We start from the raw sequence: 25,282 nt of genomic DNA, 5'->3' as shown, positions 1-25,282 counted from the left end.
ATTTTGTAACAGTTATGGAGTACATTATAAGAGAAGCACATAAAGAAGATATGGGATCAGTTCGTGAACTTATTCAAGAACTGGCCAATTTTGAAAAAGAACCTAAAGCGGTTGAAGTTACTGTTGATGACCTGATCAGAGACGGCTTTGGACCACAACCGGCTTTTCATTGCTTTGTAGCTGAAGTGAAAAGCAAAATAGTCGGAATGGCGTTGGTATATCAGCGTTATTCTACCTGGAAAGGTAAAACTGTTCATTTGGAAGACCTTATTGTAAGTGAGCAAATGCGTGGAACAGGCCTTGGTTCAGCCCTGTTTTCTGAAGTTATAAAATACGGCTATCAAAAAGGAGTCAAAAGAATTGAATGGGCCGTATTGGACTGGAATGAACCGGCCATCAGGTTTTATGAGAAGAATGGTGCAAATGTTATGCGGGACTGGGATACAGTACAGATGAACGAACAAGCGATTAAAAACTTTATTGAACAAAACTAAATATGAGAATTTTTAAGTTCGGTGGAGCATCGGTAAAAGATGCAGATGGTGTAAAAAATGTTGTAGAGGTCTTAAAAACAGTAGGCCATGAGGATACGATGGTTGTAATTTCCGCCATGGGAAAAACCACAAACGCCATGGAAGTTGTCGTTAAGAATTATTTTGAGAATAAAACTGAATTACAGGAATCTATTCAGGAAGTCGTTAAATTTCATAACACTATATTGTTTGACCTGTTTGAAAATGACAAACACCCGGTTTTTAAAAAGGTACAGACCTTATTTGAAGAAGTTAAAGGGTTTCTTGCCTGGAATAAATCGCCAAAATACAGTTTTGTTTACGACCAGGTGGTCGGATATGGCGAGTTGATCTCTACAACCATTGTAAGCGCCTATTTAAATGAAACAGGAATTAAGAACCAATGGCTGGATGTACGGACACTTATTAAAACCGACAGCAGCTATCGTGATGCGGAAGTAAACTGGGACCTTACCCAGGAAAGAATCAACAGTCAGGTAAACAGAAAGAGCCTTAATATAACCCAGGGGTTCCTGGGGAGCGACGATAATAATTTTACCACTACCCTGGGCCGGGAAGGTTCCGATTATACTGCGGCCATACTGGCTTATTGTCTGAACGCTTCTTCGGTTACCATCTGGAAAGATGTTCCGGGAGTTTTAAATGCCGATCCGAGATATTTTGAGAACACGGCCCTTTTAAACAAGATTTCATACCGGGAAGCTATCGAATTAGCCTTTTACGGAGCCTCGGTAATACACCCTAAAACCTTACAGCCTTTACAACGAAAGGAAATCCCTTTGCACGTAAAATCGTTTATCAATCCGAAAGAAGCCGGAACAACCGTAACGAAAGGTAAGGGAATTGAGCCTGAAACACCTTGTTTTATTCTTAAAAAGAACCAGACCCTTATCCGGTTATCGTCACTGGACTTTTCGTTTATTGTGGAAGACAACATCAGTGAGATATTCAAGCTTTTAGCGGATCACAGAATGAAAGTAGACCTTATTCAAAATTCTGCCATCAGCTTCTCGGTTTGTGTCGATAACAAATTTAACCAACTGGACGATCTTCTTAAATCGTTACGCTCTAAATTTAAGGTAACCCACTATGAGGATGTATCGCTATACACCATAAGACATTTTAACGATGAAGCTATAGCCTCGCTACAGAACGGGCACGAAGTATTGCTGGAACAGCGCGCTCAACAAACGGTACAACTGGTCATAAAATAATTCAACCACAAAAAAGTTGATCATATATCTGAAGAATCGTTATTGAAAATTTAAAAATTTTTAATGACGATTTTTTATGTAAGTTTGTTTGTTAAACGAATTCGAACATGGGCTTAGTTAGCGCAAAAGAAGTTGCCAGGGTAATAAAATTTGATAAGTATGGTTTTTTAGGGACCTTTGTAGGGTGGGTACTTATGAAAACACTTAAAATATCTACACTAAATAAGATATATTCCAACAACAAAGACAAAAGCGACCTCGATTTCCTTAATTCCATTCTCGATGAGTTTCAAATCCGCTTTGAAATACCTGAAGAAGATTTTAAAAGGCTTCCGAAAGACGGTGCTTTTGTCACTATTTCTAACCACCCATTGGGGGGGATTGACGGTATTTTACTTTTAAAACTAATGCTTGAGAAAAGAGCGGACTTTAAAATAATTGCCAACTTCCTGCTACATCGCATCCAACCCTTAAAACCTTATATCATGCCTGTAAATCCTTTTGAAGATCATAAGGATGCCAAAAGCAGTATTGCCGGTTTTAAACAATCGCTTAAACACCTGCAAGAGGGGAAACCACTGGGTATTTTTCCGGCAGGAGAAGTTTCTACATACCGTGACGGAAAACTTATTGTTGACAGGCCCTGGGAAGAAGCAGCCATGAAACTTATAAAGAAGGCAGAGGTTCCGGTAGTACCCATATATTTTCACGCAAAAAACAGTCGGTTATTTTACCGTTTGTCTAAGATCAATGATACCTTCAGAACAGCCAAACTGCCATCTGAACTATTAACCCAAAAAAACCGGGTAATCAAAGTCCGTATCGGGCGTCCTATTTCGGTTGAAGCTCAAAAGGAACATAGCGACCTGGGGGAATTCACCGAATTCCTGCGCCGTAAAACCTATATGCTTTCCAATTCATATGAACAACGTGAAAGCCTGCTAAAAAAAGTACCGACCAGCTTAAAGATTCCTAAGTCTCCAAAGGCTATCATTACCCCTATTGACAAGGGAATTATCAGCGAAGAAATAGAAAGTATCAGACAGAAAGATTGCAGGCTATTTACAAGTAAAAACTATGAAATTTTTCTGGCAGCAGCTCCGGACATCCCTAATATCCTCCAGGAATTGGGTCGCTTGCGGGAAATTACATTCAGAGCGGTAGGTGAAGGTACGAACAACCCCATCGACCTCGATCAGTTTGATGAGTTTTACCATCATTTATTTCTTTGGGATGACGATGCCAAGGAAGTAGTGGGTGCTTACAGAATGGGACTGGGGTCGGAGATATTTTCAAAATACGGAATTGACGGGTTCTATTTACAGGATCTTTTCAGGTTTGAACCCGAACTCTATAAAATGATGAGCGAGTCTATAGAGATGGGACGGGCTTTTATTGTAAAAGAATATCAGCAAAAACCCATGCCTTTGTTCTTGCTCTGGAAAGGGATCGTTCATACGACCTTACGCCATCCTGAACATAAATACCTTATTGGCGGAGTAAGCATCAGCAACCAGTTTTCGAGCTTCTCCAAATCATTGATGATAGAGTTTATGAAGTCTCATTATTGGGATCCTTTCGTTGCACAATATGTCCGGCCGAAAAAAGAGTTTAAAGTACAACTCAAGGATGCTGACAAAGATTTTGTCTTCGATGAAACGGAAGCCGATCTAAACAAGTTCGACCGTATTATAGACGAAGTCGAACCCGGGAATCTGCGTTTACCTGTGTTGATAAAGAAATACATCAAACAAAATGCTAAAGTGGTGGCGTTTAACGTAGACCCGCTATTTAATAATTCAGTCGACGGCTTAATGTATATCCGAATTGCCGATTTACCGGAAAGTACGGTGAAACCTGTTATGGAAGAGTTTCAGGAGGAATTGGAACGGAAATTTATGAATGGCTCCTCGCCCGAATAGGCTATTTAGAGGTAGAAATAAAATAATCGTTTATAAGCTGCTTGGTTCCATACCATTTGTCGAGGTTGATCGTATAACACATCTTTTTCCCTCTTATTTCTCCTTCCAGAAGGTTGGCAGCCTTTAATTCATTTAAGTGTTGTGATATGGTTGACTGTGCCAGTTCCATAGTTTGTACCAGATCGGTACATATACAGCCCGGGTTTTCACTTATATACTCCATAATCGCTATTCTTGCCGGATGACTTAAAGCCTTAAACACTTTTGCCAGCTCGTTTTGTGCTATGGTATGTATGACACTTTTTGTAAACCCCATCTCCTTGAATACATTTATGATATTTTTTTAAAAAAAGACTGCATCAAAAGTATTTTGGAAGACCAGTTCGAGCACCGTACCACACCAGACTATTGAACATCAGCAGGGTGAATCCTTCAGTTAAAGGATTCACCCTGATAATATGCAATCTGAATTTACTTTTGAGGCAACCTTTATTTCTAATATTTTTTTAGAACCAAGGTCTTTTACCTACCTGATAGGTTTGATAGAACTCCTCATCCGATTTCGTTAAATAGATAATCCCTTCTATCAGTCCTACTATTCCCATTAAAGATGCAAGTATCCCGCAGGTTATCGCCCCTAATATGATTGTAATGACAAGCATTATTATCCCCTCTTTATTATAGCCAAGGATAAATTTATGAACCCCTAATGCCCCTAAAACTATAGCCAGAATACCGGCAAGCAACTTCTTGTTATCTTGTCCTAGAGTATCTTTAACTCCTTCTGTAAATTCTTTGGCTGTTTCTTTAGCCCCTTCTGTCGCTTCGTGAGCAAATTCTTTGGCTTTTTCCCCGAAGTCTTTATGATCTTCACTCATGGTTGTTTTTTGTTTAAATTTTGATAATTAAAAATAGTAATTTTTTTACACGCTACAATAAGGTTTCGTCGATTGGTTCCCAAAGCTCAATTTTATTTCCTTCGGGATCCAATACCCATCCAAACTTACCATAGCTATAAGACTCAATTTCTCCCACCACTGTTACGCCTTCTTCCTTAAGTACCTCAAGCAGCTGTTCTAGATTTTCTACCCTGAAATTGAACATGAACTGCTTTTGACTCGGCTTAAAGTAATCGGTGGCCGCATCGAACGGACTCCACTGTGTTATTGCCCTTTCGTTGGGGGTATCGTCTTTTCGCCATGTAAATGACCAGCCGTATTGATCTGTCGGAATCCCTAAACGTTCTTTATACCAATGCTTCAAATTATCAGGGTCGTCCGCTTTAAAAAAGAAGCCCCCTATGCCTGTTACACGTTTTTTCATTTGCTATCGTTTTATATTTTTCTCATACAATGCAATCCATTCCCCGGGCGTAAGTTTGGTTAACAGCTCGGCTATCAGTTCATACGGTATATCATCCGGCTTTTTAAACCGCACACAGCTCTTCCCCATATCTAACTTTGTTTTACAATGTTTCGGATATTCTCCAACAAACCAATCGTGCATTTCTTTATCGGCATATATCCCGCTGTGATACAAGGCTACAAAGTGTTTCTGGGAAGCAATATTTAAAAAGGGCAACGGCAACCCGGGATCGCAATGATAACCTGCAGGATATAAACTATGAGGCACTACAAAACCAATCATTCCATAGCCGATAGTCTCTTCAAAACCCTCAGGGATATTGTCCCGAATGGTTTTCAATAATTTTTGAATGACTTCCTTTCGTTCTTCCGGAAGCTGGTCTATGTATTCCTGGGTGGTGCTGGCTTTGTATTGCATTTATATAATTTCGTTTTTTTTCATTCTATAGGAAATCACAAACAAGCTTCCGACTCCTTTTTATTTTCCATTGATAAATAAGGATCAGAAGTCCAGACGGATATACACCTTTCTGAATTGTTTGTTCAGAAGACAACTGCTTTTCAATAAAAAACTTCTTAAAGTTAAGAAAAAAATACTTTTATTTTATCGACTATGGTCCGGGCCAGCTTTTCGTTGCTTTCTATAGTCCAACCGGCAATATGAGGCGTAAGGATCACATTTTCTGCCCGGATCAAATATTCAAATGGCTCGGGGAGCGTATTGTCAGTGAACATATCTTCAAATGATGCTTTTTCGTATTCTAGCACATCCAGTCCGGCTCCTATAATTTTCCCGCTTTTCAGCGCTTCCACCAGATCGGCAGTTACAACGCTCTTCCCTCTGGCTGTATTTATAAACCAGAAGTTCTTTTTAAATGCTTTTATAAATGCTGCATTGATCATTTTTTGGGTTTCAGGCGTTTGCGGGGTATGTAAACTTACCACATCTGCTTTCTGTTGCAATTCTTCCAACGATGCTTGTCGCGCATTTTCATCGGCCACATTTTCAAGAATATCATAACACAATACCTCAACATCAAATCCCCTGAGTTTTTTAGCAAAGGCCTTCCCCATATTTCCATAACCTATAATCCCTACAGTCTTTCCGTCGAGTTCTACGCCACGGTTCTCTTCCCGTTTCCAGACACCCTTTGAGACCTCATTGCCGGAACGCTTAAAGTGGTTCATAAGCGAGAGTATCATCCCCAATGCGTGTTCCCCTACTGCATTCCTGTTTCCTTCCGGGGCAGCTATAAGCTTTATTCCTTTACTTTCAGCATACTCACAATCTATATTTTCAAGTCCGGCTCCGACTCTTCCGATAAACTTCAGCTTAACGGCTTTATCGATAAATTGTTTGTCAACCGGGAAGCGACTTCGTATGATCATTCCTTCATATTGGCCTATTTTTGCTTCTACAGCTTCTTTCGATGAAGTATAGTCTTCGTCATTCTGAAAACCGAGACTTTTTAATTGCTCTACCAGCAATGGATGGTTGCTGTCTACGTGAAGTACTCTCATATTTACCGTTTAAAACGTAAAGGTACAAAGTAGCTTTAAATGCAGCCGTATAAATATTGCATGAATAAAGACAGGCCATGTTCCTCATCATGTTATCTGTCTGTCGGTGTCTGAACGTTGGCTTACCAAATAAAAATCCGAATCTGACCCATAAACAAATACGGATCTGACCCGGAAAATTTCAAGCTTTAACTGCCCTTAATCAATTAAAGCACTAACCAACCTAATTGCATTTTACTTCTTCAGACCCGTCTATAACAAAGATCTCTGACGTACCCCATTCTTTAGTAAAGTCGTCAGCAGGTGTTAATTCTTTTTTATCCTCTGAAACATAAAAAGTGAATGTTCCGTTAGACTGTAAAATTATCTTATGCTTCCCGTTTTCTTTAACTGAAGTATAGGTTCTTTTTATCATATTTTCTACCAGGGCATTTCCTTCATCGCAGAACATAATCTCTCTTAATCCGCCTGTTTCAGCCCGGTTTTTATATACTCCCGAGATCCATGCTGCTTTTTCTACAGCTACTTCTTCTTGTTCCGTTACTACTGCTTGCTCCTTTTTTTCAGTCTCTTTACATGAAAACACTGCAAATGACACGCTTACGAACATTACTGTCAGGAAAAACTTTTTCATAGGTTCAAAATTTCGTGATTGTTTTTAATTTTCTCTTGTTATTTGATCACAAGATTACGGTTTAAAAAGAAAGGGGAGATAAACTGATCAATATCCGTTGCCTTTCATTTAATATTCGTCCGGCTTACGGATTGATATGGCTTTTTATCTCTTTGAGTATTTCAGCGCGTTTTCTTGTGGCGACAGGCACGACATCTTTATTGCTTAACTGCAATGTTCCTGTTTTTTCTATAAATTCGATATGGTTCGGGTTCACCAGATACGATTGGTGGGTTCTTATATAATTACAGTTACTTAATATTCCGGCAAAGTATTTCAGGTGCCTGGATGCTAAAATATTTTTAGTAACCGTAATAATATTTGTATACGAACCATCCGACTTAAGGTAAATAATATCATCAACGGCAATGAAATGGGTATTATCTGTTGTCTTTACAACAATTTTCCTGAGCCTTTTATGGTTTTCCTCGAGGGTCGCGAGAAGCCTTCGGTTCTCTTCCTCGCTTTCAATCCGTCGCAGTGCATTTTCTACCGCTTCTTTAAGTTCGCCGGGATCTATCGGTTTTAACAAATAGTCCAGTGCACTGAACTTAATGGCTTCTATAGCATACCGGCTAAATGCCGTTATAAATATAATATGAAAGTTAATCCGATCCAGTTTACGCAATAATTGCAAACTATTGCCGTCTTCCAGTTCTATATCCAGAAAAACCAGATCTACCTGATTGTGTTCTAAAAAAAAAGCCGCTTCTTTTATGGAGGGGAACTCTCCTATTACCTCAACGTCCTTAAACAACAGTTTAAGCATGCTTTTTAATGCTGCCCTTGAGCTTTGTTCGTCTTCTACTATTACTATTCGTATCATAAAACTGTCAATTCAAATTTAACTATAGTGCCTGAGTGAGCCTTTGGCGTGGTTATCTGCAAGGAATTTTCGTCTTTACACCCCAGTAGTTGTAATCGGGTCTTTAAAACACCTAATGAGTGAACCTTTCCGTCTTTGTTTTTATCTCTGAACCCGATACCGTTATCCATGATGGAAAATACAAGCTTGTTGCCTCTTGCCTGAATCCTGATCGATAAACATCCTTTTTCTTTTTTGGGTTTCAGTCCGTGTTCTATGGCATTTTCTACTATAGGCTGTATCAACATGGGAGGAATTTCCACTTCGGCTATATCAATCTGGTCGTCTACATCAATTTGGTAATCAAATTTATCTGCAAATCTCAATTTTTGTGTTTCTATATAATTAGTCAGCGCACTAAGATCTTCTTCCAGCGTTATTTTTTCTTTATTGGTGAAATCAAAATTTTGCCTGATAAGTTTAGCGAAGCGTGATATTTGGGAAGCAGATTGTAAAGGGTTGTTTTCCAGCAAGGTGTTCTGAATTGAAGAAAGCACATTAAAGATAAAATGTGGATTCATCTGTGAACGCAGTATCCGCTGTTCCAGCATTATTTTTTCCCTTTCTCCTTTCAGTTTATTGTTTTTAAAATACTGAACCAGGTATAGTAAAATAAAAGCGATCAATACAATGACAACTATAAAAATTACAACAGTACGAGCGTGTACTTTCTCTACCCACTGTCGTTTTTCTTTTTCTTCTGCCAGGGCCTGTTCTTTTTGTTTTTGCTCATTCCGTGCATCGAAGAGATCGAACTGATTTTGCATCATGCTCTGAAAATCTTCCTGTTGTGCTTTTTTAGATACGCCTTGCACGGAGTCAAGTTTCTTTAAATAATACCGTGCCTCTTTTATATTTCCGGAATTCAGGGCATCGTTGAGTTTAAAATGATATACTTCACCGAGAGTTTCAAGATGGTTCTTCTTTTCACCCTCAGCTATAACTTCCTCGTAGTACTTCTCGGCTTCCTTATGGGCATCTAACTTGGCATAAAGGTTGGCCAGATTGGTCAGACTTGTATTTTTGGTGTAGGGTAACTGTCTTTTTATTTTAGCTGATTTCTCGTAGTGTTGTATAGCCCTTTTCAGATACGACACCTCATTATTCCAGTTGTACATGTTCTCGTAATTAACCCCAAGATTATTGTACGATTCGGCAATGGCTTCCTTGTCTTTTAAAGCAATACTTAATGTCAGTGATTTATTATTGAATGCGATGGCATCTTCAAACATCCCCATATTCTTATTTAAAACTGCCATATTATTATATAGCCTTGATAAAGTAACACTATCGCTCTGACGCTCGTAAATATCGGCGGCGGCCTTCAGCTGCCCCAGCGACTCGAAAGTATTCCCCTGCACATAGAGCAAGTTCGAGAGGTATTCATACACCTTTGCCTGCAATAAACTATCGTTATGCGCTTTGGCCAGCTCTTCTACGGTTAATATCTGGGTCGTGGCCCTGGTAAACTGTTTTAGATCGGTATATACTCCGGATAGGTTTAGACGAGCTTTGCTTTCCAGTTCATAGTGCGTTGTCTGCGCAAGCTTTTCAATGGCCTTCCTGTAAGGTAACACACTCCTTTCTGATTGATTGAGGATGTTATAATTAAGGCCTTTTATAAAATAAAACCTTCCCTGATCATAGACTGAGAGCTTTTTTTGCTCCAGCAAAGCGTCTATTTTCTTACTGTGGGACAATGAAGGCGTTTGTAAAACCTCCTGCTTTATGCTCCGGTACACCTCATCAATCGTTTGTTGGGCAAACAGTGTAGCCGCACATAAAAACATCACGATAATACTTAAAGCTTGTTTTTGTTTCATAGATAGAGAAGTCCCTTTAGCATAAATAGCGTGCAAAACTACAAAGTGTCTTATATTTTTTACCGAAAGTACTGTTAATTGTACCGTTCTTATCGTTACTTGTAAAACGGCATTAAGCGCCTTTCCTATTTAGCTGTTCTTTTTTCAATATCGACGGCTCTTCTGTAGAAATCTTCAAATCCGGTCTTGTTATACTTAGCTCTCATTGCTGAGAGCACGTCAAACAAATTCAAGCTAACCCACTCCCACAGCATAGTTTTAAAGTTATAAGCCAGCATTTGACTTTCTACTTCCTTCCGAAGGCTTTTAATTTCATTCTCTGCAATTCCGTTTTTAATCAGTAGTTCTATGGTATGCTTCTTATTTTCTTCAGAAAACTCAGTATCCAAAAAAGGTTCCAGTATCCAATCCCAATTCCAATTATAAGGAACTAAGGTGATATTATTTTTATCTACAAATGCTTTTAAATTGTCTTTTTGTTCAGCAGCTATAAAAACAACATCCTCCGCCAAGTATAGTTTCGGACTTGTAAAATCGAGACAAACGGCTTCAATTTCCGTTGCTTTAATGCTTTTTTCCTTATATACGACAGAGGGTTCAAAAGGATAATTTTTTATAATTATTTCCTGATCCCTGATCTCCGATTTTCCTAAACTACACAGCAGCTTTTTCATCTTACCGGTTTATTTATTAAATAAGATTTAGTCCTAAAATATGCCGGAGCTCTAACGTTTATCCTTCTGAAATACCCCCGATGGAACTTCACGGAACTTGTGTTGAAATGTTTTTTAGTTTTTTCCTTATTTCTCAAGAATCCCATCCGATGGTATTTCCTTCATTACAACTCCTCTGCTTTGATTCCTAATGCCTCAAACTCTTCAAAAACATTATCTGAAGCATAGCACAATGTTACCTTCTTCAGGTTAGGAAACTTTTCAGCATCTTTGGCTGTTTCTATATCCCAGTAGTCTTCCCATCCTTCAGCAAACCGGACCAGATTTAAATAGATGTCGTTACCTCCATCCTGATTGATTTCTGTTATATCTGATGCCAGTCTTTTAGGTATTGGCAGGTCTCTGAAATATTGAGTTACCTCCGGAATCGGATCATACCCTTCTTCTTCGATATCGATGTCTCTTTTATCATACCAATCCACAAATTCGTATAAATCGAATTTCGGCTGTAGCTTATCCTGGCAATACATCAACTCCTGAATAACGGATATTTTAAACCCAAAGTCTTCGAACTCGATAATCTCTTCATCCAATTCTTTTATCAGGTATTTGTCGCCGGCCACTTTTTCTTCTTCCAGATACTTATACGGTTTTACAGAAAGTCCTTCTATAAGCGTCTTATCATCTATACCACATGAGAACCACACTGCGATACCATTTTGTACCAATGCCCCGGAAGTGTCCCCTTTAAAAAGCTTTACTCTTTGATTTTTATTTTTTTTGTAATAGCCTATTATTTCTTCATCATTAAATAAAAATGAACCGTTGAAGGTATGCTCCGGACTAAATTTATAATTTTCCTTTACAAGATCCAGCGACAGGCCTTCTATTGTTTGCCCTTCCTTCACGTATGCCTGAATTCCCAGATTATGCCAGGTGTAAATAATGCTGTATTTGGTAGTTGTTTTTTTATCGTACTTACCCAGAGCTTCCTGAAGTTCTGTAATACTGAAAGGAAAACTAAAATCTCTTCCATTAATAAGGAAACTATTTTCTGATAACTCTAATTGTATCATGCTTTGCCAGTAATTTAACCTGTTGCAATCAATTAATACTGATTGTAAGATTATAATGTTATTTCAGTCAAAATTAGCAAAAGCAACACGAAGAAAAAACTTTATTATTTGTCATTGAAAACAGATTTGTTTTTAAACGGTATATCTTTTACCGGTTATTTACTTCTTTTTTTAACCACCAATCTAATCGCGTTTCCGGTTTATAGTTATTGATTTTCGGTTTTGCTTCTGCTCTTTCTATTTTTAATTCATCCAGGTTTGCTACTACGGACCAGATGGTTCCGAATTTTTCTTTCCTTAAATCCAAGCAAACACATTTATCGGACACTATTTCTTTAGCCTTTGCTAAGTCTATTCTTTTAAGTTTCGCCAATTGTGCTTTTAATCCGTTATATCGTTCTGCACTTTTACTCCATTCAACACCTCCTTTATCAAATGATTGCATTTCAGGAATAACAAACTGGTTGGTGATATATATAAAGTTCTCCTCTTTTTCAGGAAGTCTTACCATACATCTTTGTGGGGCGGATTCTACTACCAGGAGGGTTCCGGTTTTGTCTGCCAGCAGGAAATTATTAGCAGATGACACTTCAGCCTCCCGGATAAGTTTTACCGCCTGATCTGCATTACTACAGTTTTCCAGGATTTTTTTTATTATAAAATGAAAACTAATGCCCGGGCGGTTCTACGTACCATTAACGAATGACATTGCTACAAAAAGTCCTTCTTCATTTATACCATCTGAACGTCCTATAAAAACGTCTGACTGACTTATATAAGCATATTTGTCTTTTGGGGCTATTAAGCTACTTTCCGTAAATTTTTTAAAGTCGAATAACATATCATAATTTCGACCTACTACAACGGAATCTTCGTTCTTGAATGCAAATACACTACATTGTCCTGTAGTTTCAAAGATTCCCAGGCTTAAAAGAAAAGCCCCTAAATTTTCGGGTTTGTCTTTTATGCCTTCTGCAAATCCTTCTATCTCAGCAACGGCTTCAGGGTAAAATTCTTTTAATTTCTTATATGATTCGAGTCCAAAACTACGTTTTTGCTCCGTTATTTCCGGGATGACAAAATTGGCTTTTTCATATAGTAGGGTTCCATATTTTAATCCCATTTCGTAAAACGTCCCGTAAAGTCTTGGATGATACATTTTTTATAATTCTTATGAAGCAATTAAACAATTCTGTTGTCATTAACATACAGGTCTCTGGATCGCAACTTCAAATATTAATTACCGTGTCTTTGATCCCGGTGCAGTTATGTAAAACATTGTGTCTTCAAAAAAATCCGGCAGCTCTTTTCCATCTTTTATTTCCCTATCCGTGAAAAGATAAAATAAGTAAAAACACTAAAAGTACTCTCCAAATAATTTTATGTTTATCAGATCTTTAACCTTAAAACTATCGGTTCTTACTTTTTTCAATTACTTCCCAGCTGCGCCATATTTCTTTAAGGCTTTTATCGAACTGCACAGAATCTTTGGTTTGCTTTATCTGATCGAACAGGTCGTGCATTTCTCCCCGTAGTCCGGAATAACGATCTGTAACTTTTGTCATCTCTACCCAGGCTGCAATGTGTTTTTCGAATGCTCGCTCAAATTCCAGCGGACAATTTCCAAAATCTACCTCCCTGAGTCCCTTCACATAGTTATCGATCGTCTGCGTCAGCGATATCTGTTCACATTCATGATTCCTCTTTTTCCCGAGCTGACTATCTGCCAATAAAACCCTATCGATACAGTTGCGGGCCACTTTTGTGTCTTTACCCTTATTGGAGTCACATGAAACATAAAACAACGTTAGAACACTTATAATTCCATATGTTAACAGCTTTCTCATACACATTTTACATTCACCTTCCCCGCCTGCCAAAAGCAGGCTTATTTTACATTTCTATATAAGACTCTTCAGATATTTCACTATAGATTCATTTGTTTTCGAAGCATATTTCTCATTCTTTTTATGCTTTACAAACGCTGTATTGTTATCTGATATCACCAAAACAAAGTTTAAATCGTCTTTATTGGAAAAATTAAAAACCATATCGTTATCCGGATTTATAAATTTGAACAACAGCTTTGGCTTGTATTGTTTATAGCAACTTCTGTCTAAGTCCATTTCTCGGTTTTCTTCAAAACGGTCAAAATCTATTTTACCGTCAAACTGCCCCAGTAAGGTGTATTTTTTGACGTCAATTTTATCAGTCTGTCTTGTAGAAACATTCTCATCATGCGTAATTTTTAATTGGTAAAAAACCATCGATACCACTATCATTCCCAGCAGTATATACCAATAATCGGGTAGCACCCTCCTATCGCACAAGAATACAATAATCAAGAAAATTATAATAGCGTATAAAATTGAAACCAGGTACTTTCTGTTTTTTAAAATTATAAATGAAAATACCGACAAAAACATAAATACTACCGCAGTTATATCGGCCACATCTCTTGAAGTATTTACAAGATATCTAAAATCACTGCTTAATATAAATTTGGTTAAGGCAAGAATTAAAATAAATACAAGAATATCCCTTAATACCAGAGCGAATTTTTTCATTAAAACCGGTTTAGTGTTACATAATCATTTATTGGTTGTTTCTATTCTCCTTTCCTTATTTCTAAGGAATTTAAATAACGAAAGGTTTTTCGCTTTTAAATATAAATAAAAGATTCTGTTCTCTGTTTATTTTATCCTTATTAAGCTGGCTCCTATACAAAAACACAGTCTAAAGCAGCTCCTGAAACGGAAACTAATTTGTTTGATCCGGAAATATTTTTTGAAACTTTCCGGGGAGCGGATCGATGATTTCTATGGGTTCTTTTGTGACGGGATGCATAAATTTTAAAGCATACGCGTGTAAATAAACCCCTTTCCCATTCAAAACCAGGTCCTTTAAGTAGTACTCTTTATCTCCTAAAATAGGGGAGCCTATACTGTGAAGATGTTTCCTCAGCTGATGTCTCCTCCCTGTTTTTGGGTCTAACTGCACCAAATTCAACTTGTTAAACCTGGGGGATTCAACTGTTCGAATTACTTTAAAAAAAGATACTGCTTCTTTAGCGTCGACCGGAGTAGTTATGGTTCCTTCTTTTTCCATTAATCCGATAGCGACAGCATAATAAGTTTTCTTTACCTCTTTATCTTCAAACATTTTATTTAAAGCCCGGATACAACCGCTCGTCTTTCCTACTAATAAAATACCGGTAGTAGCATAGTCTAACCGGTGCACAGGCTGCGGTTTTGCCGCATCGGCCTGGTTACTCGGCCTGAGGTTTTGCACCAGAGCATTGGCTATGGTATAAAAACTATTTCCACTTACCAAGATTCCTGCAGGTTTATGAATAAGTGCCAGGTATTCATCTTCAAAAAGAACTTTCAGAGGGAAAACGAGCTGTTTGAGCTGCTTCTTTTCTTCGGGTACACATAACCGGACGATTTCTCCTCCTCTTATGATAGTTGCGGTACTGGCCGTGACCCCATTTACAGTAATATATTCTTTTTTTAATGCTTTTTTTAACGCAGATTTGGTAGGTAGCGTATAAAAAACACCCACCCCGTATTCTTGTAACCGCTCCGGAGCGACTTGTGATGGAACCGTATGTATTTCTGTTATATCTGGCATTGCAATCTTGTATGCCGCAAGATAGAACATTACAAGCTATTTATTATATCATTCAGCTTTCTGATATGCTTCTTTTAACCACGCTATGAGCTCCTCATCAATTTCGGTTACATCAGAGAGCTTTACCCTGTGTGTACACATGGTTCCGAATGGCCCTGAATCTTCTAAACGATCTGTGGTTGGCTTGCCTTTTATTTTCAACCCTAAATCTATTCTGGTCTTTGTCGCCGGCTTAATTAATGCAAACTGGATTCTCCTTATAATACTTACGGTTGTCTTCTTAGGGATTATGGTCACATCGCTGCCAAAACCTTCTACCACATTTAATATCTTTTGGTATATGGGAAACAACGCTTCTTTTCCTTTATATTGATTCGCTACCGGATCGGATCCGGATTCATTATCCTCTTTAGAAAGCATTACGATGGTATTAGCATATCCATGGGTTACACCATGTTCTTTTTTAAGGTAATTAACGGCTTCAGAATGCTTTGCAAAAGATTGTCCTTTCAGAACTGATTTCCATTCATCTAAGGGCTTACCTGTTTTTTCAGGCATATTATCAATCATAGTCTGAAGTGCTTTATCCATTTTTATATGTTTTATTGATTATTATGATAACACAGCGCCGGAAACTCATCGTAAGACAATATGCCAGGAGATTTCTGTCAGGGGTAGCAACTACAGAACTTAAAGATAAGAAATACTCTTTGAATTCTCTGTAGAACCGGGATTTATAATTTATTTTATGGAAAGCTAAAAGTCTAGACAGGTTTTATCCCCAGTTTTTCGTGGGTTTTGACAACCGCCTGTTCATTTTTATGATCAATCCATTCCTGTCCTTTCCATCTACGCATCAAATTGTCATAATGACGCATTACAAGCACGTTATATGCTGCTTTTGCCAGATTCGAAAATTTTCTTGGGAACGCCCGTAAGCTCATGGAAAATCCCGGAGTCAGGTATTTCATATAATGCCAGTAACCTTCCGGCATATATAGCATTTCCCCGTGTTTTAAATCGGCCACATAACCTTCGGCATGTTTTAAAGCCGGCCATTTATCGTAATCAGGATGATCAAAATCTATATCTTCTCTCGATATAAGTGCATGAGGTATTTTATAGAGGTATTTACTCTGATCAGGTGGTAAAATGACACACCTTTTCTTCCCGTGGAAATGGAAGTGTAATATATTCGAATAATCGATATCGAAATGCATGAACACCCTACTGTTTTCTCCTCCAAAGAAGAGCATCGGCAATTGCTTTACCAATCGCAACCCTATATCAGGCCATTGAAAATCTTTTTGCAACTGAGGCACCTCTTTCATTAGGTTGTACAAAAAGATGCGATAATTAGTAGGTTCTTTCTGAAGCAGGTTTACATACTCGGCCATCTTCATTCTGGCGTGAGGCTCATTAAAACCATCTTTATAATCTACCGGGCGATCATCGTACAAAGGCACAGTTTTATCACCGGCTACCTCAGCCATATACTGAAGGCTCCATTTATCGTACGCTTCCCAATCGGATGTAAGCTGTTCGATAACTACCGGCTTCTGAGGCTTTAGATAGTTTTCGATAAAATCTTCTTTACTTATTGTTTTAACCCTGGGGATCTCTTTTAACCTCATAGCTAATCATCAATTAAAATAAACAGGATAAGGTTTTATCTCATTATGCACGCATAACCTTATTCGTCTGCCTTGGCAAGCTTGGCTTTGGTTTTGGCCTCTTCATTTTTTTCGATGGTGTGTCCCGGACGACTCCATGCCGGTTTCTCTCCCAATGCCTGATACACTGAATCTACAGCCTCTGTCGTCTGGGGCTGGACTTTCTTCGTAAATGGTTTTTGCGGATTCAGTCCTAACTTCCCGAACATCTGCATGTCTTCATTAACATCGGGGTTTGGTGTTGTTAATAATTTGTCTCCTGCAAAAATTGAATTTGCTCCGGCAAAGAAACACATGGCTTGTCCTTCACGGCTCATTTGGGTACGTCCTGCTGAAAGTCTTACCTGAGTTTCCGGCATTACGATACGTGCCGTAGCCACCATACGTACCATATCCCATATTTCTACAGGTTCCTGCTCTTCCATGGGTGTTCCTTCAACCGCAACCAACGCATTGATCGGCACAGATTCAGGGTGGGGATTTAACGTAGATAACGACACCAACATTCCTGCCCTGTCTTCCAGCTTTTCACCCATTCCGATAATCCCGCCACTACATACGGTTACGTTCGTTTTTCTAACATTATCTATCGTTTGTAAACGGTCTTCGTAACCTCTTGTAGATATTACTTCTTTATAATATTCTTCAGAGGTATCCAGATTATGATTATAGGCATATAAACCAGCTTCGGCCAGTCTTTTTGCCTGATTTTCTGTAAGCATACCCAAGGTACAACACACTTCCATATCGAGTTTGTTGATCGTACGTACCATTTCCAGTACCTCCTCGAATTCAGGGCCATCTTTGACATTTCTCCATGCAGCTCCCATGCAAACTCTTGAGCTCCCACTCTCTTTGGCTCGCAGTGCCTGTGCTTTAACCTGCTGAACAGACATCAGGTCATTTCCTTCTACTTTGGTGTGGTATCGTGCTGCCTGCGGACAATATCCACAGTCTTCAGGACATCCTCCGGTTTTTATGGATAATAAGGTAGATACCTGTACCACATTAGGGTCATGATGTTCTCTGTGCACGGTTGCTGCCTGGTAAAGCAGCTCCATTAAAGGCTTGTTATATATTTCTAATATCTCTTCTTTCGTCCAGTTGTGTCTGTTCTCAGTCATACTTCCTAGTCTGTTAAAGTGGGTGTAAAAATAAAAAATAAAAGTTGAAAACAGACTTTAGAGCTATTATTCTTCTTTTTGCAAGCCAGACCTCAATACTTCCTGAATTCCTGCTAAATGCTCACTAAACTGCATCATCTGCATAAGCACCTGTGCCATTTCGTTTTTGTTTCCGAGTCCTTTTAGTTTATTATTTTGTATAAAAGTCTCTTTAATACTTCTCCACCTTTCTTTCTCTTCATTATTTAAAACGCCCGCTATCTCTTTATATTTTAGAAGGTTTGCTTCTGCGGCACTCGTTAATGTTTGTGATTCATTTTCATAATGGGTAAGTAACAGGGTTTCTATCTCTTTATCATTCATTATGGGCACTACCTTTTCCACAAGTTTATTCATGTCTCTGTATGAGCCCTGTAATTTAAATGACGGCTCTGTGCGATCGGCGTCATCCATAGCCGCAGATTTAATATAGTTCACATTCACCTGCATCACCCTGTCCCGGATGGTCAATACCTTTTTTATAACCGATAAGTAGTCCCGGACTTCTTGCTTTGTATAATTTCCTTTAAGCTCTACACTTTCATTATTGCCCAGCTCTGCCATTTCAACAAAATGGTACAGGTCATCAAAATTCTTATTACCCAGCTGGTGTAATACCGGATTTGAAGTTAAGGCATTCTCTATCAGACTCAATTTGAAGAGATTTTCAGTATCTCCGATAATATCTCCCAGATTGTAAATATCTGCACGGTTCGCTAACATATCCGGAATCTGAAATTTATCGCCGCTTTCCGTATATGGGTTTCCAGCCATGACAACACAAAACTTTTTACTCCGTAAATCATAGGTTTTGGGCTTGTTGTTATAGACTCCTTCTATTTTCCGGGTACCATCTGCAAGGGAAATAAACTTTTGAAGGAATTCCGGATTACAATGCTGAATATCGTCAACATACAACATAACATTATTCCCCATTTCGAAGGCAAGGTTCAACTTTTTTAATTCTTCTTTCGCAGCAGCATTTTTAGCAGCCATCGGATCGACGGATGTAACCTCATGCCCGATAGCGGGACCGTTAATCTTCATAAATACCAACCCTAAGCGATTGGCCAAATATTCCATTAAGGTTGTTTTACCATATCCGGGTGGAGAAACCAGTAACAGCATCCCCATTCTGTCAGTCCGCTTATGCTGCCCTACACTTCCTAACTGTTTTGCGAGGTTATCTCCAAACAACGGTAAATATACCTGGTCGATTAGTTTATTCCGAACAAATGAGGATAACACCCTGGGCTTGAACTCCTGTAGCTTTAACGATTCTTTCAAGTCGTCAGTCACTTTATGTTTTGCTTCCCTATAAGCATTGTATGCAGGCACTTCGTTCAGTTTAAACCAAGACAAACGCTCTATAAACTCATGATAGTCAAACTTGTATCCTTCGTTATTCAGTTTGGAATGATTTCCTTTTAAGTCATTTAATTCCTCCTCCGGACTTGCATGAACTATGTTTTTTTCTAACGAATTGCTGTATAGCCAAACGCAAATAACTTCATATACATATGATTCTAAATAAACATCAGAAGTCATTACAAAAGAGCTTATCCATTGTCTTGCAAGGCTTATTTTCTCTACCGATGTAGCCAGGGACTCTATTTTACCCACCAGTTTTACATCCAGATCTTTCTTTTTAAGCATTTTTATAAAATCTGAATATATACGAGATGCTTCACTGCTTACTATAAAGGAGTTATTATCTTTAAGTTCCTTAAAAAGATAGTTGGCTATCGGATCGATATCCTTATCGTCAAGGATTTCGATTGTTGGCAGTTGTTCCGTCCAAAGCTGTTTTATTTCCGAAACGATTATTTCAACAACCTGCCTGTATGCTTTACTTTCGGGAAATGCCCGTAAAACTTCTCCCGACGCCTTTATTATATCGTTTAAATATACCTGCCTGTTCTGAGGCAGGCTAAACCAAAAATACTGCGCAAAAGCTCTAACCCGAGGCGGATAAATGAGCAACCCTAAATCTGATGTCTTTTTAATGAGTGTCTTTAAGATTTTTATAGCATCAACATCATGTACCCCTTTTACATAACCTTCTGCATAATTCTTACTGGCCTCAGTCTTAACTATACTCTCTATTTCTTCGCCGGTATAATTTGAGAGCGTTTTTACATCGCAGGCTTCATAAATTTTAAAGGCAAGATACTCCGATCTATATACCTTTTCACTTTCCGAAACCAATTCCCTGTCCCAAAAGGATCTGGATTCTGTAAGTATTTCATTAGTGACTTCCTGATAAAAGTCGGTACCGGTAAGATGATAAAACAACTTCTGACTTTTATAAACAATGGTAAGATCGAGTTGCTGATTGTTAACTCCGAATTTATGCTTCCCGAGTTTAATTACATTCTCTCCGTCTTCATAGAGATCTTGTTTATCTTTTAGCTTTCTAATTGCATCTTCCCTGGCTGACTTTAAAGCTGTTTCTATAGTCTCTGCCTTGCCTGCATCGTCCAAATCCAATAATTGCTGCACGATATCCCGCAACTTATTAATCATCAGGTCAGAGGCAAAATATCCATTGATATCAATCACAGCATTAAAAGAGAGCGCTTTTTTAGACACCCCGTTCAAAATTCTTTTGGCTGCACTTTCGAGTGCAGAAGCTTTTTTATTTCTTGCCTCAACCAGACTGTTTTTTCTGGCTTCAAAAGCATTGTAAACCTCTTCCCTTTTTTCGATAACAGCTGAAATAAAGTCCTCAAAATCAGCAAAACGTCCTTCAAGTTCCTCGAGCTGAACAGCAACTTTATTCAGCATATCCTCCGTTTTCTCAGGAGTATCTGCTATATCCAGATAATTGATAATACCCTGATCTATCAGCTTTATTTGTGCAGCAAACTCTGCCCGGGCTTCTTTACTGCCGAGACGCTGAATGGTATTTTTAATTCCCGATTTAAGTTGATTGATGGTAGCAAAAATATGAGAGATGTTTTCAATAATCTTTGTCGACTGGGAGGCATCCTCAATTTCCAGGTTTGAAACTATATCAATAAGCATTTCGAGATCTGATGCTATCTGATTTACCTCATCTTCCAGCTTTTTTGCGTCTATTACCTTGTTGATCCCCTGTAGTTCCTGTTGTTTTTCCTCAACCCGGTCATGATAAGGAAGTAAAGCCTTTTCATCTAACAGAAACTGCACGCACCTCTTTGAAATCTTATCGTTTTGTTCTGCAATCTGTTCTTCTATTCCTCCGGTAAACGTTGTATCTATATATCTTATTTCATTGAGACTGATTACTTCGCCCCGAAGTGTTCTGAGTTGTGCCAGCACCTGTACAAAGTCGTCTATAGACCTGAATGAACTACTTTTTATTTTACCAAAAACAGCCTCTGATTTATCTTCTGTTTCTGCGGTTAACCTGAAGGCTTCCTTTCTAAGCTGAACTACTTTTTCAAATTCATCGATGGCGGCATTGGCAGCGTCATTGATCTCCTTCAGAGGCTCTGACAATTTATGTGTATCTTCCTCATGAATCCAGTAGTAACTATCAATAACATCTATGGATTGTTTTGCAATGTCATCATACAACCCATCATAGCTATCTTCTTTATTGAGCAATGTGATTAGTCCCTGGCACTCAGCCATTGCCTTCACAATATCTTTATTCCCAATTTTATAGATTAGTGTATCGGTATACTGCGACTCAGTTTTACCCGCTTTCACGAAAGGAGTCTGCCAAATCTGAATTACGTGATGTCTTGTTTGTTCATTTTCATTTTTAAAATAACAAAGTTCACCGGTTTCTAAAAAAGTAAACCCGTTACAAGCTATGGGTGTTTTAACTTCCTGCTCAATAATGTTGTACTGCATAAGCACATACAATCCTCTTTTGGCTTCATAAAACACATAAATAAAATCTTCTCCATTTGGTGCACTCAGCTTTTCCTGAAACTTAAGATTCGTAATATCGCTGTCAAACACCTTTGCTGCTCCCGACTGTAGGTAATAGCCATTACCAAAAATAATCCCCTGATCATCCGGCAATAAAACGCAGGCGTCTTTAATGCTATCTATTTTTTTTACTTCCTGGATCTTATGGTTATAAACAAAGTAACGGGATGATTCCTGAAATGGCTTAATTTCCAAGACTAAAAGGTTTCCTATATCGGCATATTTGTATTGAGCATCATCAAGAGTCTGATCTATATGCTTTACAGGTTCTGAATAAATTCCTTTTCCATCGTCTGTGTTATCTTCGATCTTTATGGTTAAATCACCGCCAATAGTTTCTACAAATACCTTATCCAGAATAGCCACATGCGCATGGGTTCCGTGCCGCTGCATATCGCGGGTTACCTCGACCCAGTTAAATTCATATTGTGCTGGAAACTTATATTCGTGCTCGCTTCTATTATCGACATAAACCGGTTTTTTGTCTTTTATAAGCCACTTAAAAGTCTTAATATCGGTATTACTCTCACTTAGCTGAAAAACCATATGGAGATAGTTGCCCATTACGGCGAACTTTTTAAACACCGTATTCCTGTAATACTTGTAAAGATTTGTAAAGTCGTTTATAAAGATTTCATCGTGGATGAAATCCAATGACCGGGATACGAATTGATTCCCGTCGTACTTATAAATACTGAAAACATCAGACATTGTAATTTCGGTTCTCAATCCGAAATGAACGTTATATCCCAACAAGCAATAACCTCCAATGGTAACAATATCGCAGGCGATACAATTATTCTCAGTATTGATTCTGTTATTGGCTATCAATTTTGTTTCTATTCCGCCAAAAACCTCAGAACGGGCTTCGTTAAGCTTTCCTAATCGATTTTGAAGATCTTCTTTCTGCTTTTGCAGTCGATTTTGGATTATTTCGTAGGTTCCGCCATCTAGCTGAATAACATCGGATGTAGTTTTTTCTTCTTGCATTGATACTTTTTTGGATTGGAATGAGCTTATTGAGTCAGTTACTATGAATGAGCATATGGACAATAAAAAAAGGCATATAGTACCAGGCCCTAAAATGAGGACCTGGTTCTTGATATTTTCATCAGATTTAAAATATCATTAAATCAAATACCTATCCTAGTTTTTTATTGGACAAACCTAAACCATTGGCCAGATTAGAAAGGTTAGACAACATCGTATGATCGTCTTTATTATCTGATCGTTGTTTAAGATCCATTATCAGGTTCGCAATGGTAAGGTTTTTAAGATCCTCGGTTGACACCCCATACTTTGAAGCAAAATCTCTTACCCTTTCAAGGAGATTTCCTTTTACATCTTCACTACCGAGAATGGCCTCTTTTACTTCCTGAACATTGTCTGAGTGATTAACCAGTCTGTCTATACCTTTAGCACGTGTTATTTGTCCTATTATCTGGTCAAAGAACATCGTTTCACCGCCAACGATATCAATATTAGCAGCTCGCAGCGCTTCATTAATCACACTGGCTTGTGCATCGGCAATCTCTTTTTGGATATTGATTTGGGCAAGGTCTACCTGAAGTTCCTTATCTAAACGTAATTTAAATTCTTCGTGCTCTTTGCCTACACCATCCAATTGCTTCATTGCTTCTGCTTTTTCATGAATTCCGGCAGCATCGGCAAGAGCTTTTTCTTTAATTACTTCAGCTTCTGCAGTACCTTCCTTCCTAACAGCCTCCGCTTTAGCTTCAATTCCGGCAGCTTCCGCTTTGGCTTTCTTTTCAATAATAAGGGCTTCCACAAGACCTTGTCTTTCATTAGCATCAGCCTTTGCATGCATTACCTGTGCTTCAGACATACCGATCGTAGCCTCCTCTTTAGCCTGAGCTTCGGCCAATGTTTTTCTGGCTTCTGCTTCTTTTTCACTAGCCTCTTTCCTGGCTTGAGCCTCAATATTGATCTCTTCTGCTTTTTGTTTTGCAGCTTCCTTCTGAGCTTCAGCAGATTTTATGGTCTTAATCAGGTCTTCCTGCGCATTCGCTTCGGCAATAGTAATTTTAACCTGCTTCTCTCTATCTGCTGTTTTGAAAGCTTCTATATCTTTCATGTTTTCCTGCTCTTCTACAACCCCTTTCTCTAACATTACCCGATCTCTGATGACATCCTGAATGTTCTTCTTTTCTACCTCTACAACTTTTTCTTTCTCTATCTGGGCCAGGGTAACAATCCTTTCTCTTTCCGTAGCTTCAAGCTGACGGTCTTTTTCTACTCTTTCGGTTTCTACAGCCTCAGTACGTTGCTTGTTTTTAGCGGCTACGATAACCTGACGCTGCTTGTTTTCTTCTGCTACCTGTACCTTTTCTTCAGTTGCTATACGTGCAGATTCTGATTTTAATTTTTCCTCTTCAGCTACTTTTAATATCTCAGCTTCTTCACGGGCTTTAATATTCGCTATTTCACGTCTTTGCTGCTCCTCCTTCTCTGCCAATTGTTTATCGAGCTCCAGGATAGCTTCCCTTGCTTCAACATCTTGCTTACGAATTACTTTTTCTTCATCGCGCTTAATAAGATTAGCCTTGATATTTTGAGCTGCAGTAAGTTCCGTTATCTTCTTGATCCCTTCCGCATCAAGGATATTATCAGACTTCAAAAATTCGACTGAGGTTTGCTCAAGATCATCAATAGCACAGTCGTCTAACACATAACCATTAAGGTCTGTCCCGATAATATTAATAATCTCGTCCCTGAATTCTCTTCTGGCCTCGTAAAGCTCAATAAATTCGAATTTCTTACCCACTGTTTTTAGAGCTTCCGAAAACTTGGCATCAAATAAACTTCTAAGTGTTGCTATATCCGAGGCTCTTTCGCAACCAATGGTCTGAGCCACGTTAATGATATCGTCTTTAGACTTGTTAACACGCACAAAAAATGCCACATTGATATCTGCTCTTATGTTGTCTTTACATATCAATCCGTTTACACCGGCACGGTCTATCACTATCTTTTTTACCGAAATATCCATGATCTCAACACGGTGAAATACCGGCACCACGTACAAACCTTTATCGAATGCTACATGCGTTCCTTTAAACCCGGTTCTTACCAGCGCCTGACCCTGGGGAATCTTTTTATAAAAGAGCGCGATTATCATGAAGTAGACTATAACGAGAAAGACGATGCTTCCTATAATAATCCCTGCAATTCCTGAAATAAAATCCATAAATTAATTTAAATTT

The 25,282-nt window shown here is 38.5% G+C and carries 21 protein-coding genes and 1 pseudogene; 3 read left to right on the top strand and 19 right to left on the bottom strand.

All coding sequences use genetic code 11. The annotated features are described in order from the left end of the window. Positions 1 to 14 precede the first annotated feature (14 nt). The 3 genes from MQE36_RS06680 (at position 15) to MQE36_RS06670 (ending at position 3,669) form a co-directional block, all read left to right on the top strand. The gene (locus MQE36_RS06680; protein ID WP_242938395.1) at positions 15 to 494 is read left to right on the top strand and encodes a GNAT family N-acetyltransferase; all 480 of its coding nucleotides are present in this window, start codon (positions 15 to 17) and stop codon (positions 492 to 494) included. Between the two features lie 2 nt (positions 495 to 496). Beyond that, complete coding sequence (locus tag MQE36_RS06675; protein ID WP_242938394.1) at positions 497 to 1,747, top strand: aspartate kinase; 1,251 nt, start codon at positions 497 to 499, stop codon at positions 1,745 to 1,747. Between the two features lie 107 nt (positions 1,748 to 1,854). Then, positions 1,855 to 3,669 (top strand): GNAT family N-acyltransferase, encoded by a 1,815-nt coding sequence (locus MQE36_RS06670; RefSeq protein WP_242938393.1) that lies wholly within the window; start codon positions 1,855 to 1,857, stop codon positions 3,667 to 3,669. A 1-nt stretch (position 3,670) separates the two neighbouring features. On the opposite strand, the gene MQE36_RS06665 is transcribed toward MQE36_RS06670, so the two are convergent. From MQE36_RS06665 to MQE36_RS06575, 19 genes and pseudogenes are all read right to left on the bottom strand, one after another. Continuing rightward, entirely contained in the window at positions 3,671 to 3,985 is a 315-nt protein-coding gene (locus tag MQE36_RS06665; RefSeq protein WP_242938392.1) for an ArsR/SmtB family transcription factor, read from the bottom strand. 190 nt (positions 3,986 to 4,175) lie between these two features. Then, the gene (locus MQE36_RS06660) at positions 4,176 to 4,547 is read right to left on the bottom strand and encodes a TM2 domain-containing protein (protein ID WP_242938391.1); all 372 of its coding nucleotides are present in this window, start codon (positions 4,545 to 4,547) and stop codon (positions 4,176 to 4,178) included. Positions 4,548 to 4,599: 52 nt separating this feature from the next. Beyond that, a complete protein-coding gene (locus tag MQE36_RS06655; RefSeq protein ID WP_242938390.1) occupies positions 4,600 to 4,992 on the bottom strand; it encodes a VOC family protein in 393 nt (130 codons plus the stop codon). A gap of 3 nt (positions 4,993 to 4,995) precedes the next feature. Next, positions 4,996 to 5,451, bottom strand: a complete 456-nt coding sequence (locus tag MQE36_RS06650) for a DUF1801 domain-containing protein (RefSeq protein ID WP_242938389.1) — start codon at positions 5,449 to 5,451, stop codon at positions 4,996 to 4,998. Positions 5,452 to 5,615: 164 nt separating this feature from the next. After that, positions 5,616 to 6,554 (bottom strand): 2-hydroxyacid dehydrogenase, encoded by a 939-nt coding sequence (locus MQE36_RS06645; protein ID WP_242938388.1) that lies wholly within the window; start codon positions 6,552 to 6,554, stop codon positions 5,616 to 5,618. Between the two features lie 223 nt (positions 6,555 to 6,777). Beyond that, entirely contained in the window at positions 6,778 to 7,188 is a 411-nt protein-coding gene (locus MQE36_RS06640) for a hypothetical protein (RefSeq protein WP_242938387.1), read from the bottom strand. Positions 7,189 to 7,312: 124 nt separating this feature from the next. Then, positions 7,313 to 8,053, bottom strand: a complete 741-nt coding sequence (locus tag MQE36_RS06635; RefSeq protein ID WP_242938386.1) for a LytR/AlgR family response regulator transcription factor — start codon at positions 8,051 to 8,053, stop codon at positions 7,313 to 7,315. After that, the gene (locus tag MQE36_RS06630; RefSeq protein WP_242938385.1) at positions 8,050 to 9,915 is read right to left on the bottom strand and encodes a tetratricopeptide repeat-containing sensor histidine kinase; all 1,866 of its coding nucleotides are present in this window, start codon (positions 9,913 to 9,915) and stop codon (positions 8,050 to 8,052) included. The genes MQE36_RS06635 and MQE36_RS06630 overlap by 4 nt, the downstream gene beginning before the upstream one ends. Positions 9,916 to 10,040: 125 nt before the next feature. Further along, a complete protein-coding gene (locus MQE36_RS06625) occupies positions 10,041 to 10,589 on the bottom strand; it encodes a hypothetical protein (protein WP_242938384.1) in 549 nt (182 codons plus the stop codon). A gap of 164 nt (positions 10,590 to 10,753) precedes the next feature. Continuing rightward, a complete protein-coding gene (locus MQE36_RS06620) occupies positions 10,754 to 11,665 on the bottom strand; it encodes a DUF6892 domain-containing protein (protein WP_242938383.1) in 912 nt (303 codons plus the stop codon). A gap of 148 nt (positions 11,666 to 11,813) precedes the next feature. Next, positions 11,814 to 12,824: pseudogene (locus MQE36_RS06615) on the bottom strand (C45 family autoproteolytic acyltransferase/hydolase). Between the two features lie 250 nt (positions 12,825 to 13,074). Further along, positions 13,075 to 13,512: a hypothetical protein gene (locus tag MQE36_RS06610; protein ID WP_242938382.1), complete on the bottom strand. Its 438-nt coding sequence runs from the start codon at positions 13,510 to 13,512 to the stop codon at positions 13,075 to 13,077. Between the two features lie 54 nt (positions 13,513 to 13,566). Next, positions 13,567 to 14,232 carry a hypothetical protein gene (locus MQE36_RS06605; protein ID WP_242938381.1) on the bottom strand — a complete coding sequence of 222 codons (666 nt, stop codon included), beginning with the start codon at positions 14,230 to 14,232 and terminating at the stop codon, positions 13,567 to 13,569. Positions 14,233 to 14,425: 193 nt separating this feature from the next. After that, positions 14,426 to 15,298 (bottom strand): RluA family pseudouridine synthase, encoded by an 873-nt coding sequence (locus MQE36_RS06600; RefSeq protein ID WP_242938380.1) that lies wholly within the window; start codon positions 15,296 to 15,298, stop codon positions 14,426 to 14,428. A 48-nt stretch (positions 15,299 to 15,346) separates the two neighbouring features. Beyond that, positions 15,347 to 15,889, bottom strand: a complete 543-nt coding sequence (locus MQE36_RS06595) for a DUF4287 domain-containing protein (protein WP_242938379.1) — start codon at positions 15,887 to 15,889, stop codon at positions 15,347 to 15,349. A gap of 173 nt (positions 15,890 to 16,062) precedes the next feature. Then, complete coding sequence (locus tag MQE36_RS06590; protein ID WP_242938378.1) at positions 16,063 to 16,932, bottom strand: cupin-like domain-containing protein; 870 nt, start codon at positions 16,930 to 16,932, stop codon at positions 16,063 to 16,065. A 59-nt stretch (positions 16,933 to 16,991) separates the two neighbouring features. Then, positions 16,992 to 18,095: a biotin synthase BioB gene (gene bioB, locus MQE36_RS06585; RefSeq protein WP_242938377.1), complete on the bottom strand. Its 1,104-nt coding sequence runs from the start codon at positions 18,093 to 18,095 to the stop codon at positions 16,992 to 16,994. Positions 18,096 to 18,161: 66 nt separating this feature from the next. Then, on the bottom strand, positions 18,162 to 23,048 hold the full coding sequence (locus tag MQE36_RS06580; protein WP_242938376.1) for a DNA repair ATPase: 4,887 nt from the start codon (positions 23,046 to 23,048) through the stop codon (positions 18,162 to 18,164). A gap of 151 nt (positions 23,049 to 23,199) precedes the next feature. Beyond that, positions 23,200 to 25,266, bottom strand: a complete 2,067-nt coding sequence (locus MQE36_RS06575; protein WP_242938375.1) for a flotillin family protein — start codon at positions 25,264 to 25,266, stop codon at positions 23,200 to 23,202. Positions 25,267 to 25,282 lie beyond the last annotated feature (16 nt).

This window comes from Zhouia spongiae (assembly GCF_022760175.1).
GTDB classification, from domain to species: domain Bacteria; phylum Bacteroidota; class Bacteroidia; order Flavobacteriales; family Flavobacteriaceae; genus Zhouia; species Zhouia spongiae.
The sequence above is the reverse complement of the archived record's forward strand: the minus strand, read 5'-3'. Positions and strand labels throughout refer to the sequence as shown.